The sequence below is a fragment of the Myxococcus virescens genome (assembly GCF_900101905.1).
Classification (GTDB): domain Bacteria; phylum Myxococcota; class Myxococcia; order Myxococcales; family Myxococcaceae; genus Myxococcus; species Myxococcus virescens.
The window spans coordinates 445382-458693 of sequence record NZ_FNAJ01000004.1 but is presented as its reverse complement, the minus strand read 5'-3'; the positions used below and the strand labels follow the sequence as shown (position 1 = coordinate 458693).

The 13312-nt window shown below is 67.7% G+C and carries 10 protein-coding genes, 1 other RNA gene and 1 pseudogene; 7 read left to right on the top strand and 5 right to left on the bottom strand.

The annotated features are described in order from the left end of the window. Positions 1-34: 34 nt before the first annotated feature. Positions 35-631 carry a hypothetical protein gene (locus BLU09_RS15440; RefSeq protein ID WP_090490296.1) on the bottom strand — a complete coding sequence of 199 codons (597 nt, stop codon included), beginning with the start codon at positions 629-631 and terminating at the stop codon, positions 35-37. Positions 632-684: 53 nt separating this feature from the next. Here BLU09_RS15440 and BLU09_RS15435 point away from each other — a divergent pair, with 53 nt between their 5' ends. Further along, a complete protein-coding gene (locus BLU09_RS15435; protein ID WP_090490295.1) occupies positions 685-2574 on the top strand; it encodes a M1 family aminopeptidase in 1890 nt (629 codons plus the stop codon). Positions 2575-2583: 9 nt separating this feature from the next. Here BLU09_RS15435 and ftsY read toward each other — a convergent pair whose 3' ends face one another. Further along, positions 2584-4149, bottom strand: coding sequence for a signal recognition particle-docking protein FtsY (gene ftsY, locus BLU09_RS15430; protein ID WP_090490294.1), 1566 nt, complete (start codon positions 4147-4149; stop codon positions 2584-2586). Between the two features lie 69 nt (positions 4150-4218). Here ftsY and BLU09_RS15425 point away from each other — a divergent pair, with 69 nt between their 5' ends. Together BLU09_RS15425 and BLU09_RS15420 are read left to right on the top strand one after the other, a co-directional pair. Further along, positions 4219-4776, top strand: coding sequence for a hypothetical protein (locus tag BLU09_RS15425; protein ID WP_186817787.1), 558 nt, complete (start codon positions 4219-4221; stop codon positions 4774-4776). A 7-nt stretch (positions 4777-4783) separates the two neighbouring features. Then, a pseudogene (locus tag BLU09_RS15420) lies at positions 4784-4972 on the top strand (DUF2379 family protein); the annotation flags it as partial. Between the two features lie 50 nt (positions 4973-5022). On the opposite strand, the gene rnpB reads toward BLU09_RS15420, so the two are convergent. Together rnpB and BLU09_RS15410 are read right to left on the bottom strand one after the other, a co-directional pair. Continuing rightward, an RNA gene (gene rnpB / locus BLU09_RS15415) (RNase P RNA component class A) lies at positions 5023-5418 on the bottom strand. A 59-nt stretch (positions 5419-5477) separates the two neighbouring features. Next, the gene (locus BLU09_RS15410) at positions 5478-6758 is read right to left on the bottom strand and encodes an RNA polymerase sigma factor (RefSeq protein ID WP_090490292.1); all 1281 of its coding nucleotides are present in this window, start codon (positions 6756-6758) and stop codon (positions 5478-5480) included. Positions 6759-7296: 538 nt separating this feature from the next. On the opposite strand from BLU09_RS15410, the gene BLU09_RS15405 reads away from it, so the two are divergent. Further along, positions 7297-7734: a hypothetical protein gene (locus tag BLU09_RS15405; RefSeq protein ID WP_090490291.1), complete on the top strand. Its 438-nt coding sequence runs from the start codon at positions 7297-7299 to the stop codon at positions 7732-7734. 9 nt (positions 7735-7743) lie between these two features. Continuing rightward, positions 7744-8121: a DUSAM domain-containing protein gene (locus tag BLU09_RS15400; RefSeq protein WP_090490290.1), complete on the top strand. Its 378-nt coding sequence runs from the start codon at positions 7744-7746 to the stop codon at positions 8119-8121. 40 nt (positions 8122-8161) lie between these two features. Here the strand turns inward: BLU09_RS15400 and BLU09_RS38760 are convergent, their stop codons facing one another. After that, a complete protein-coding gene (locus tag BLU09_RS38760) occupies positions 8162-8299 on the bottom strand; it encodes a hypothetical protein (RefSeq protein WP_167371088.1) in 138 nt (45 codons plus the stop codon). Positions 8300-8460: 161 nt separating this feature from the next. Between BLU09_RS38760 and hsdR the strand changes: the two genes are divergently transcribed. Together hsdR and BLU09_RS15390 are read left to right on the top strand one after the other, a co-directional pair. Next, on the top strand, positions 8461-11847 hold the full coding sequence (hsdR, locus tag BLU09_RS15395; RefSeq protein ID WP_090490289.1) for a type I restriction-modification system endonuclease: 3387 nt from the start codon (positions 8461-8463) through the stop codon (positions 11845-11847). Further along, positions 11844-13286: a class I SAM-dependent DNA methyltransferase gene (locus BLU09_RS15390; protein WP_090490288.1), complete on the top strand. Its 1443-nt coding sequence runs from the start codon at positions 11844-11846 to the stop codon at positions 13284-13286. The genes hsdR and BLU09_RS15390 overlap by 4 nt, the downstream gene beginning before the upstream one ends. Positions 13287-13312 lie beyond the last annotated feature (26 nt).

Genomic DNA, 13312 nt, shown 5'->3' with positions numbered 1-13312 from the left:
CCGCCCTCGACGTGGGCGGGACGGCGCCACGGTTCTACTGGTCGCGCAGGTCGTCGTTGTCGGCGCGGCTGCCCGGGGCGAGCAGCAGGTATACGTCGCTCACCCGTCCCACGCCCCAGGTGTCCAGCGCGGTCGCGCGGACCTGGAAGGGGGCGGAGTCGGGCAGCAGGTGGGTGATGTCCACTTCGCCCGCCTCGAAGTTGAAGGCGCGGCGGCCCACGCTGTCCACCTGCTCCCGGCCCATGTGGACCGCCTCGGTGAAGCCCACGGTGGCGCGCCGAGTCACCTGTCCACTGGCGTCCAGCACCTCCAGCAGCAGGAAGTTGTCCACGGCGATGCCGAGCGTGCCCTTCGCGTCGCCGTAGAGGCGCGCCCGGTGTCCGTCGAGGCTCAGCGTGGGCGTCTGGCCGGTGGCGACGACGCGCGGCGTGCGCTCGCCTTCGGTGGCGTCCACCTCGATGTCTTCGCGCAGCTTGGTCAGCGTGTGGGTCTCTCGGGCGGGCGTGTCCAGCAGGAGCCGAACGGCACGGGGCTCGGTCGAGGTGGAGGTGGGCGTGGCCGAGGCGGGCACCTGCCGCGCACAGGCCATCAGCCCCAGGGTGGCGGCCATGACGAGCGTTCGAGAATGCATGGGAGGTCCAGGGTAGATGAGCAGGGGTGACCCGGGTCAATTAGCATGGCCGGATGCGGACCTTCCTCCATGGGTGCCTGCTGTGGTGTGCGCTCTCCGGGACGCCGGCGTGGGGCCGTGCGCCCGCGGAACCCCTGGTTTCTCCCGAGGTGCAGCTGTGCCTCCAGCACCTGAAGCCCGCCGAGCGTGAGCGGGCCGCGAAGGCGCTGGGGCCCCTGGAGGAGCTGCCGCTCTACCGCGTGCAGTTGGAGGTGGACCCGGAGACTCGTGGGGTGAAGGGCCGGGTGCAGGTGGAGGTGCTGGCCCGGAAGCGTCCGCTCACCGAGCTGTACCTGCGGATGACGCCCAACGCGCAGGGCCGCCGCGTGACGCTGTCGGACGCGAAGCTGGGAGGCCGACCCGTCAAGCTGGAGCGGCCGGAGCCCACGCTGTACCGCCTGTCCCTGGAGTCCGAGCCCGTGCCGCCGGGCGCCGCCGCGGTCCTGGACGTCGCGGTGGAGGGCCTGGTGCCGCGCGCCGCCGCGCCCTCGCGCGGGGCCGCAGGAGGACTCCTCGGCGGTTTGATGGGCGGTGGTGGCGGGCGTCCTTCGGGCGGCGACCACGGGGCCTTCTCCGCCACGGCGGACTTCATCAGCCTGGTGGGCGTGGTGCCCCAGGTTCCTCCGGTGGGCGAGAACGGCCAGCCCTGGGATGGGCCGCAGGGGATTGGCGACCTGGGCCTCTATGAGCCGGCGCACGTGCTGGCCACCGTCACCGTGCCCTCGGGCTGGGCGGTGCACGCCACGGGCGTGCCCATGGGTGAGATTCCGGAGCGGGATGGGCGGGTGCGCTACGCCTTCGCCGCCGCGGCGGTGCGCGACTTTCCCCTCTTCGTGTCGCGGGGCTACGCCAGCACCACCGCCACGGTGAATGGCGTCACGGTGGAGAGCCACTACGCCGCAACGGACCAGGCCGCGGGCGAGCGCGTGTTGAAGTACGCCACGTCGATGCTGGCGGAGTTCGAGCGCCGTCTGGGGCCGCTGCCGTACACGCACTTCCGCGTGGTGCAGGCGCCGCTGTCGGGAGGCGCGGGCGGCATGGAGTTCCCGGGGCTGGTCACCATCGCGACGCAGCTGTACCGCGGCGCGGCGGGGGCCTCCGAGATGCTGGGCGGCGGCATGCCGGGCATGGAGGACCTGGAGGCGATGCTGGGCATGCTGGGGCAGAGCGGGGGCGGGGGCGGGGTGCTGGGGCAGCTCAACGGCGCCATGGAGCGCACGCTGGAGTTCACCGTGGCGCACGAGGTGGCGCACCAGTACTTCGCGGGGCTCGTGGGCTCGGACCCCATCCTGGAGCCGGTGGTGGACGAGTCGCTGGCCCAGTACGCCGCGCTCCTCTACCTCGAATGGAAGCACGGCAAGAAGGTGGCGGAGTCGGTGCGCCAGGAGACGCTGGTGGGGCAGTACCACCTGTACCGGATGACGGGTGGGAAGGACGGCCGCGCGGACCGGCCCACGGGCCACTTCGCGGATGAGATGGAGTACGGCGCGCTCGTCTACGGCAAGGCGCCCCTGCTGCACCACGCCTCGCGGAAGCTGGTGGGAGACGCCGCCTTCCTCAAGGCCCTGCGCGCCTACGTGGACACGTACCGCTTCAAGTGGACGTGCAAGGACTGCTTCACGAAGGAGCTGGCGAAGGCGAGCCCCGCCAACGCGAGCGCGCTGGAGCGGCTGCGCACGCGCTGGTGGCGGGAGGCGAAGGGCGACGAGGATTTGGGCAAGCCCCGTCTGGAGTCGCTGTTGGGGGGCTTCGAGGGCCTGGAAGGACTGGAGGCCCTGCAGTCGCTGCCCGGCATGGACCTGGAGGCGCTCCAGGGCATGCAGGGCTTCGAGGCCTTCCAGGAGATGGACGCCCAGTCGAAGGAGCTGCTGGAGCAGCTCATCCCCGGGCTGATGGGGGAGTGACGCGGGCCCTCAGTCGAAGAGGGCGCGGACGAACTCGCGCGGTTCGAAGCGGCGCAGGTCGGCCACCTTCTCGCCCACGCCCACCCAGACGACGGGGAGCTTCAGCTCGTCGCAGATGCCGATGACGACGCCGCCCTTCGCGGTGCCGTCCAGCTTCGTCAGGGCGATGGCGCTGACACCCACGGCCTCGTGGAACTGCTTGGCCTGCTGAATCGCGTTCTGGCCGTTGGTGGAGTCCAGCACCAGCAGCACCTCGTGCGGCGCGCCGGGCAGGGCCTTGTCCATGACGCGCTTCACCTTCTTCAGCTCCTCCATCAGCGGAGCCTTGGTGTGGAGCCGGCCGGCGGTGTCCGCGATGAGGACGTCCGCGCCTTCCTCCTTCGCCTTCTTGACGGCCTCGAAGATGACGGCGCTGGGGTCTCCGCCCTCGGCGCCCTTCACCAACTGGGCCTGGGCGCGCTCGGCCCACACGTCGAGCTGCTCGGTGGCGGCGGCGCGGAAGGTGTCACCCGCGGCCAGCACCACCTTCTTGCCCTCGCCGGTGAGCTTCGCGGCCAGCTTGCCGATGGTCGTCGTCTTCCCGGCGCCGTTGACGCCCACCACCATGACGACGTGCGGCGGGCCGCCGCCTTCCAGGGAGCGCGGCACGGGCAAGTCACAGATGCGGGCGACCTCGTCGCGGATGAGGCCCTTGATGCGCTCGGGGTCCTTCAGCTCGTTGCGCTTGAGCTTCTCGCGGGCCACCTCCACCAGGTGGTTGGCGGTGCGCACGCCGATGTCGGCGGTGAAGAGGATTTCCTCCAGCTCCGCCAGGACGGACTCGTCCACCTGGCGCTGCTGGCCGAACAGGCCGTTGAGCCGGGCCATGAAGCCCTGGTTCCGGGTCTTGTCCAGGCCCTGGGCCAGGGTGCGGCCGGCCTCGGCCTCCACCTTGGCGCGCGCGGCGGCTTCCTCGGCGCGGCGGGCTTCCTCGGCGGCGGCGGCCTCGCGGGCGCGCTCCTCCTCCATCAGCCGCTGGGCTTCGACTTGCTCGCGCTTGCGGCGCTCCCGGGCCTCGTCGTCCGCGGCCTTCTTGGCGCGGTACTCGGCGCGCTTCTCCTCTTCTTCGCGCTCCTTGAGGGTGCGGGCCTCCGCCTCCAGCCGGGCGCGCTCGGCGGCGTCCGTGGCGGTGCGGGCGGCCTGGGCGGCCTCGGTGCGCTGGCGGGCCAGGGCCTCGGCGCGGTCGTGGGCGGCCTCGGCCTCGCGGAGCCGGGCGGCCTCCGCTTCGGAGGGGGGCAACTCCACGCGCAGCCGGGGCTGCTCGGCGGGGAGGGCGGGCTTTTCGGCCGCGGGGGGGACGGTGGGGGGCTTCTTCTCCTCGGGGCGCTTGCGGAAGAACAGCTTCCGGGCGGCCAGCACCATCAGCAGGACGAAGAGGGCGGCGGCGCCAATGCCCACGACGTCGCCCGCGGGGAAGCTGTCCGAGGGGGGCGTGCCGGTGCCCGGCTGCGTGGAACCCCCGCCCGGGGTAGGAGCGGGAGAGGGGGCGGGCGGCACCTGAGCGGTCAGGGTGTCGAGGGCGTTGGGCGTCTTCATGTGCGCGGGTTCGCATACACCAACGCGCCGGTGGATGCAGCGCCCGTGGCCGGGTAGAACCCGGTCGTGATGCGTCTCAAGCCCTCTTGTGTCCTGCTCCCGTCGCTCCTGCTGCTCGGCAGCGCCTGCATCGTGGAGGCGCCCGGCGGCGCGAGCGCGCAGGAGCGGCGTGCGGCCACCGTCACCCAGGTGCCCCCCCTGTCCGTGAAGAGCGGCGCCAACCTGGGCGGCAAGGTGGAGCTGGTGGGGGCCACGGTGGAGCCCGGCCGGCTGACGCCCGGAGACCAGGCGAAGGTGGCGCTCTACTTCAAGGTGCTCCAGGCCATGGACGACGACTACCTCATCTTCGTCCACGTGGAGGACGCGGACGGCCGCGCCGAGCGCATCAACGTGGACCACAAGCCCGCGGGCGGCATGCTGCCCACGTCGCAGTGGAAGCCCGGTGAGACGGTGAAGGACGAGTTCCCCATCTACGTGCCGCCCGGCTCGACGGCCCGCGCGCTGAACATCTGGCTGGGGTTCTGGGAGCCGCGCACGGACTCCCGGCTGCGCATCCTCAACCCGAACGCCGTGCGCAACGACGGCAAGGACCGCATCCTGCTGGGCCAGGTGCCCGTGGCGCGTTGAGTCGCGCCTGAGCGGGCGTCTGGGGACTCACGCTTCATCTCCTGGTCCTCAAAGATGGGCGGGGGCTCGGCGCCTGACGCGTGCCCTCACTGCCGCGAACAGGCTCCAGGAGGAAGGCGACCTTGACGCCGCACGCGCACTGCTGTTGGACCTGCTCGCGGTTGAGGCTGTCCCCTCCTACCGTGAGCTCGCCCAGATTCAGTGGGATGCGCCCGACGAGCCGTCGCTGCTTGAGTTCACGAAAAACGCCGGAGCGGCCGTGTAAGCCGAGTTCTGTTCCCACCCCTTTCGGGATGGGCGGTGAACATTCATCTAGGGCCCTGGTTGCCCAGGGGCCTCATCAGCGAGCAACCCGAACGCATGGGACGGGCCATCCCTGTCCTCCGTACGGCGAGGACGCGCTCCTATTGGCTCTTGCTCCAGGTGGGGTTTACCGAGCCGTCCGAGTCACCCCGGACGCGGTGCGCTCTTACCGCACCGTTTCACCCTTACCCGCCCCTTGCGGAACGGGCGGTCTGTTTTCTGTGGCACTTTCCTGCGAGTCGCCTCGACTGGCCGTTAGCCAGCACCCTGCCCTCTGGAGCTCGGACTTTCCTCCCGCCACCCATGACTGCGGTGACCGGCGTTCACCCGGGCCGCTCCGGCACCTTGCGCTTACAACAGCCGGGCAGGGGCGGTCCACTCCAGGGCGTCCACCGGGCTCAGGAACGTCCGCTTCCGCGCGCGCAGGCGGCGGCCCGCGCGAGGAGCAGCGCGCGTTCTCGCGCGTTCCCCGTGAGAGCGGCGGCCTGCTCGAACTCCGCGCGGGCCTCGTCGAGCCGGCCCAGCTTGCCGAGCAGGTCTCCGCGGACGCTGGGCAGCAGGTGGTAGCCCTGGAGTGACGGCTCCGAGGTCAGCGCGTCCACGAGGGCCAGCCCCGCCTCCGGGCCGAACGCCATGGAATGGGCGACCGCCCGGTTGAGCTCCACGACAGGGGAGGGGACGACCTGGGCCAGGGTGTCGTAGAGCGCTGCGATGCGTGCCCAGTCCGTGGCCTCGGGCGTGCGCGCGCGGGCGTGGCAGGCGGCGATGGCGGCCTGGAGCGCATAGGGACCCTGGGCGCCTCCCAGCGCCTCGGCGCGTTCGAGCGCCGCGAGGCCCCGGCGAATGAGGAGTTGATCCCAGAGGGCCCGGTTCTGTTCCAGCAGGAGGACGGGCTCGCCCTTCGGCCCGACGCGCGCCCGTGAGCGGGACGACTGAATCTCCATCAAGGCGACGAGGCCATGGACCTCCGGCTCCTTTGGCGCGAGCCCCGCCAGGATTCGGCCCAGGCGCAGGGCATCCTCGCAGAGCGCAGGGCGCATCCAGTCATCGCCGGCCGTCGCCGCGTAGCCTTCATTGAAGACGAGGTAGATGACTTCGAGAACGGTCGACAGGCGGGCGGCCAGTTCCTCGCTATCGGGGACTTCAAAGGGGACGTGTGCCTCCGCGAGCGTGCGCTTGGCCCGGACGATGCGCTGGGCCACGGTGGGGATGGGGACGAGGAAGGCGCGGGCAATCTCCTCGGTCGTCAGGCCTCCGAGCAGCCGGAGCGTGAGCGCCACCCGTGTCTCCTTGGAGAGCACCGGGTGGCAGGAGACGAACATCAATCGCAACAGGTCATCGCCCACGACGTCGTCGAGCGCGGCGTCCAGGTCCGGCGCGGCCGTGCCTTGCAGCGACTCCAGTTCGTGACCGAGTTCCGCGTGCTTGCGCTCGAGGAGCTTGCCCCTGCGCAGTTCGTCGATGGCGCGGCGCTTGGCGGTGGCCATGAGCCACGCGCCCGGGTTGTCCGGGACGCCCGTCTCCGGCCATTTCTCGAGCGCGGCGACGAGCGCGTCCTGTGCGAACTCCTCCGCGCGGCCCACGTCGCGCACCATTCGCGCGAGCCCCGCGATGAGCCGAGCCGACTCGATTCGCCAGACTGCTTGAATGGCCCGTTGTGTCTCGGTGGAAGCCGTCACGGGGGCCACTCAATCACCGTCTGCTCCCGACTCAAGCGTTCTGCGCGTCCGTCATTTTCTTTTGGGTTCACGACTCCCTTCAACTACGCGGGCTCCGTGCTGCTCAGGTTCTTGTGCCGCATCAACTCCAGTTGATGTGACGTGGCTCCAGCCCAAGCGCCTTGCTGATGCGCGGCCCATGGCGCCGCTGGACGGACAGGAAGGCCCGTGCCCTGGCGTCCGGCATCGCCACCGGCAATGCAGGAAACCGCAATGTCACCCCCGACCGGGCGAGACGGCAGCGCATCCACCGCAGGGCAAGGTGGCTTCTGACGGTCTTCTGCGCATCGGGCTTCATGTGCTGGAGGACCGTCGTGCCGTACCAGCACAGACCGCCTCTACCACGTTCCGGGAGCGGTAAATACCGCCCTGGGGTGACGCATCGCGGGCAGCGTGCCAGGCAGGCACGACATAGAAATCGTGGGGCTGGTCTACCCCTGCCGACTGCCCATCCGGGGTGATAGACGCATGAAACGGAGCCATGAGCAGGCCTCGCACCATGCGAAAACAGAACGCCGCACCTGGCCTGATGTGCCTCTTGGCCGCCATGTCGCTGGGCTGCTCCAGCAGCGCCACCGGCACCGTTGGTCGCCGCGACATGGGCCGTCGCGACGCCTACGCGCTGGCGTCCTGCACTGACACCGTCTCGTGCTGCATCCAGCGCAACCCGGGCGTGCCCGATGCGTGCGGCCTCACGGCAGCCGAGGCCGCCGCTTACGTGGGGACCATGGATGCCGCCATGAAGCGCGCGAATGAGAAGGCAGAAGAGGAAGAGGACGATGACGCCGACGACGGATGGAAGGAGCACTGCATCAACACCTACGTCGCCTGCCGAGACGAGAAGAAGCCGCGTTGGCAGGGCGACTGCTACGCGTGTTTTCGACTGTGTGAAGGACAGAAGCAGTGGCCATTCCACGAATGCCGCAAGCGCAGATAGGGCCCCCACATGCCGGAATATGAATTTTGGAACCAAATCTGGGAGCTGAATCACCGGGTTGCCGACTTAGGGGAGCCACTCGCTCTCACGGACGAAACCCGCGCGTTGCTACGGGACACAGCAGCCGAGGTGGCCATCGCGCCCGAAGAAGCAGCCAGCGCACTGCAAGGCGACGTGAGCGCCGCTGCGTTGCTCAAGGAGATTGCGAAGCGTATCCGTGTCGGCTCGCGACGCCTGTCGCGTGCGCTCATTGAAGCAAGGAAGCACGAAGAGGCTGGCGACCGTGACGCCGCACGCGCGCCTTTGCTGGCACTGCTGGATGTCGAGGTCGTGCCGCTCTACCGCGAACAAGCCCAGATTCAGCTCGACGCACTCGACGAGCCGTAATGACAACGGGGGCGCGACTGACGCCGCGCCCCCGCCGTACTCAGGTGCCGCCACCAGCTCCAGGCGGAGCCGGCTCCACGGGCGGCGCCTCGGCGCGCCCCACCACGGCGGACACCTGCGACACCACCGATTGCAGGTTGCTGTTGTTGTGCACGGATGCGCTACGCGAGGGAGCCATCGCGGTGAGCGAACCCTCCGGCCGCATCGCGCGGAGAAATGGCCGCGAGGGTGGGCGATGAGGCCGCATGCCGTTGTGAGGGGAATGGGACTGGAGGGGTAGTTGTGACCCGTCTCAAAACGAGTAGTTCGAGAAAATTCGGTTGGGATTAGACTCAAGGGGTGTCCGCTCTCCAGCCGCGCTCCTCGAACTTCGAGTTCTTGCGGTCCCATGATCCCCTGCTCGTCGCGCTTGGGGCGCAAGCAGAGAGGTACTTCACCGAGGACCCCACCACGTGTCTGATGAAGCTCAGGCAATTCGCGGAGGTGCTCGCGCAACGAGCCGCTGCGAACCTTGGCCTGCTCGCTTCCTCGAATCAGAGCCAGGTGGACCTCATCCGAGCCCTCGACTCGCGCGGTGCGTTGACCGCCGAGGTTCGTCAGGTTCTCCACGACCTTCGCCGGACCGGTAACGCCGCCGCACACGAAGTTCGCGGGACGCACAGCCAGGCCCTCCACGGGTTGAAGCTCGCCCGCGCACTGGCCATCTGGTTCCACCGGAGTTTCGGTGATGACCGCGGGTTCAGCCCTGGGCCGTTCATTCCTCCACCTGACCCGACGCTGGAGACCAAGGCCCTCGCTCAAGAACTCGAGCGGCTTCGGTCTGAGCTCGCCCAGGCCAAACTGGGTGCGGAAGCCGCCCAGGCCGCCGCCGCTGAAGAGTCCAGGCGGCGCCTCAGTGCCGAAGAGCGGGCTCGGAGAGACGCGGAAGATCGCGAGGTTTGGCAGGCGCTCGCGGAGGAGGCGGAAGCGAAGCTCAAGGGGCGCCTCGACGCGGCTCAAATTCAGGCCGAAGCGACGCCCACGCGGCAGCTCGATCTCATGGTCCAACAGGCGCAGGCCGCAGGTGCCTCCCTGGACCTGGATGAGGCCGACACGCGGCAGCTCATCGACGAACAGTTGCGTCAGGTGGGCTGGGAGGCTGACTCCCAGAACCTCACGTTCAAGGCCGGCGCCCGGCCGCAGCGCGGACGCAACCTGGCCATCGCGGAGTGGCCAACCCAGAGCGGACCCGCGGATTACGTTCTCTTCCACGGTCTTGAGGTCCTGGCCGTGGTCGAAGCCAAGCGTCGCGGGAAGGATGTTGCAGGCGCTGTCCAGCAGGCGAAGCGGTACAGCGAGGGGTACCAGCGCCAGGGGGAAGAGGCACCGCCCGATGGCCCTTGGGGCAAGTACCGGGTGCCGTTCCTCTTCGCGACGAACGGCAGGCCGTATCTGCGCCAGCTCGAAACGAAGAGTGGCATTCACTTCCTCGATGCGCGGCGCCCGACCAACCACCCCCGGGCGCTTGTCGGTTGGTACTCGCCTTCAGGGCTTCGTGAACTCCTCCAACAGGACCGGGAGTCTTCCGAGGCGGCGCTTCGCTCCGAGCCGAGCCACTACCTTGGCTTGCGCGACTATCAGGTCAAGGCGATTCATGCCGTCGAAGCCGCCCTTGAGACGGGGCGCCGTGACTGCCTGATTGCCATGGCCACTGGCACCGGAAAGACGCGCACGTTCATCGGGCTCGTCTATCGGCTCGTGAAGACGCGGCGCTTCCGCCGGGTGCTCTTCCTCGTGGACAGAAGTGCGCTCGGCGAGCAGGCCATCAATGCCTTCAAACACGCGCGCCTGGAGGGCCTTCAAACTTTCACCGACATCTTCAACGTGAAGGGCCTTGAGGATGTCCGGCCGGACCCCGAGACGAAGCTCCACTTCGCCACGGTCCAGGGGATGGTGAAGCGGCTCCTCTACAGCGACGACGCGGAGCGGCTAACGGTGGACGACTACGACTGTATCGTCGTGGACGAGTGCCATCGTGGCTACACGCTTGACCGGGAGATGAGCGACGCGGAGCTGAGCTTCCGAAGCCAGGATGACTACATCAGCACGTACCGTCGCGTCCTCGACTACTTCGACGCCGTGAAGATTGGTCTGACGGCGACGCCGGCGCTGCACACCACGCAGATCTTCGGCGCGCCGGTGTACACGTATAGCTACCCGGAAGCCGTCATCGATGGCTGGCTCGTGGACCATGAGCCGCCGATCCGCATCAGCACGGAGCTCTCCGACGGAGGCATCCACTGGGCCGTGGGGGAGGAGGTTCCGGCCTACAACACCGAGACCCAGCAGCTCGATCTCATTCACGTGAAGGACGAGCTGTCCTTCGATGTGGAGTCGTTCAACACGCGGGTCGTCACAGAGAACTTCAACCGGGTGGTCTGCGAGGAGCTGGCCCGGCAGATTGAGCCTTCCGCTGACGGAAAGACCTTGGTCTTCTGCGCCACGGACCAGCACGCGGACATCGTGGTCGCGGCGTTGAAGAAGGCGCTGGACGCGCAATATGGCGGCGTCGATGACAACGCCGTGATGAAGATCACCGGCAGCTCGGACAAGCCGCTTCAGCTCATCCGCCGCTTCAAGAATGAGAAGCAACCGAGCATTGCCGTCACCGTGGACTTGCTCACCACGGGCATCGACGTGCCGCCCATCGTGAACCTCGTGTTCCTGCGGAGGGTGAAGAGCCGCATCCTGTACGAACAGATGCTGGGGCGTGGCACTCGCCGCTGCGACGATATCGGCAAGGAGGTGTTCCGGATTTTCGACGCCGTGGAGCTTTACGATGCGCTGGAGCCATTCACGTCGATGAAGCCCGTCGTCGTGAACCCGTCCTTCACATTCGCTCGGCTCATCGAGGAAGTGCTTCGTCTCAAGGAGGAGTCCTCACAACGGCAGGTCATCGATCAACTCGTGGTGAAGCTGCGGCGCAAGCGCCGCCTCTTGGAGGGGGCGTCCGCAGACTCCTTCGAGGCAGCGGCTGGAATGCCCGTCGCTGACCTGTTGACCCTGCTCCGCGAGAAGTCCCCAGCCGAAGTGGCCGCCTGGTTCTCGGCGCACCAGCAGATTGGAGAAGTCCTCGACGCCACGACGGGCCCAGGGCCGCGTCTTTACGTGAGCAGCCATGAGGACAGCCTGAGGGCCGTGGAGCGGGGCTATGGGCCGGGCCGTGTAAGACCGAAGGACTACCTGGACGAGTTCGAGACCTTCATCCGGGAGAACCAGAACGTGTTGCCGGCGCTGATGGTGGTCTGCCAGCGCCCTCGCGAGCTGACGCGGCAGCAGCTCAAGGAGCTCAAGCTCGCGCTCGACAGCGCGGGCTACAACGAGACCTCGCTCCAGACAGCCTGGAGAGACATGACGAACCAGGACATCGCTGCCTCCATCATTGGCTTCATTCGCCAGCGGGCGTTGGGAGAAGCGCTGGTTCCGTACTCCGAGCGTGTGGATCGTGCCCTCCGCAAGGTGCTGGAGTCGAAGTCCTGGACGCCGCCGCAACGGAAGTGGCTGGAGCGGATCGCCAAGCAGCTCAAGGTCGAGACCGTCATGGACAAGGAGGCACTCGACCGAGGTCAGTTCGAGGCCAGCGGCGGCTTTGGCCACATCAACAAGGTCTTCGAGGGCCGGCTGGAACAGGTCCTTGCTGACTTGAGCGCCGCCCTCTGGCAACAAGGTGACAAGGCGACGGGATGAATACGAACGCGAACGACCTTGTACAGAAGCTTTGGAACCTCTGCTCGCTCCTCCGCGAGGACGGAGTCACCTACCACCAGTACGTTGCCGAGCTGGCCTTCGTGCTGTTCTTGAAGATGGCGAAGGAGACGAAGCGGGAGGAGCAGCTCCCCAAGGGATACCGTTGGGATGACCTTGCCCGGCGAGAGGGCATGGAGCAGTTGCGGTTCTACCGAGAACTACTCCTCCATCTCGGCACCCATGGAAGCACGCGCGTCCAGGACATCTACGCGAACGCAAGTACGGCTCTTCGCCACCCGAAGAACCTGAACGCGCTCGTGAAGGCCCTTGATGCACTCGATTGGTACGGGGTGGATCGGGAGAACTTGGGGGACCTCTATGAAGGACTCCTGGAGAAGAACGCCACCGAGGTGAAGTCCGGGGCGGGGCAGTACTTCACGCCCAGGCCCCTCGTGGACGCGATCGTCTCCGTGCTGAAGCCGCAGCCCGGTGAGACCGTGCAGGACCCTGCCGCTGGCACGGGCGGGTTCCTGATCGCCGCCGACAGGTACGTCCGCGCCCAGACCGACAACTACTTCGACCTCGCCGATCCAAAGCGGCAGGAGTTCCAGCGGAAGAAGGCGTTCTACGGGGTGGAACTTGTTCCGGAGACCCGTCGTCTGGCCCTGATGAACATGGCGTTGCATGGCCTCGAGGGTGAGCTGATCCTCGGCGACACGCTCTCGCCAGTCGGGCGCGACTTGCCGAGGGCAGACATCATCATCACGAACCCGCCGTTTGGAACCAAGAAGGGCGGCGGCAAACCCGAGCGCGACGATTTCACGTTCCCGACCTCGAACAAGCAGCTCGCGTTCCTGGAACATGTCTATCGGGGCCTGAAGTCCGCTGGTCGCGCGGCCATCGTTGTCCCAGACAACGTGCTCTTTGAGGAAAACGTCGGCCAGGAGATCCGCGCCGACCTCATGGACAAGTGCGACCTGCATACCGTCCTGCGACTGCCGACGGGCATCTTCTACGCGCAGGGAGTGAAGACCAACGTGCTGTTCTTTACCCGTGGCCAGACCGACAAGGGCAACACGAAGGCCGTCTGGTTTTACGACATGCGGACCAATGCTCCCGCCTACGGGAAGCGAACGCCGTTTCTGCGAGAGCACTTCACGGACTTCGAGAAGGCGTTCGGGGCCGATGCCTACGGCAAGAGCAGGCGCAAGGACCAGGGCGCCGAAGGTCGGTTTCGGAAGTTCTCGCGTGAGGAGATCAAGACCCGGGGCGACAACCTGGACGTGCTCTGGCTCAAGGATGAGGGGCAAGGCAACGGTGATGACCTACCAGAGCCAGCGGTGTTAGCCGAAGAGATCCGCCAGCAACTCCAGACGGCATTGATGCATATTGGCGAACTGGGTTCACTTCTGGAGGCTGATTCGATGGAGACGAAATGAAAGGCCTTCGACCTCTGCCGCCAGGA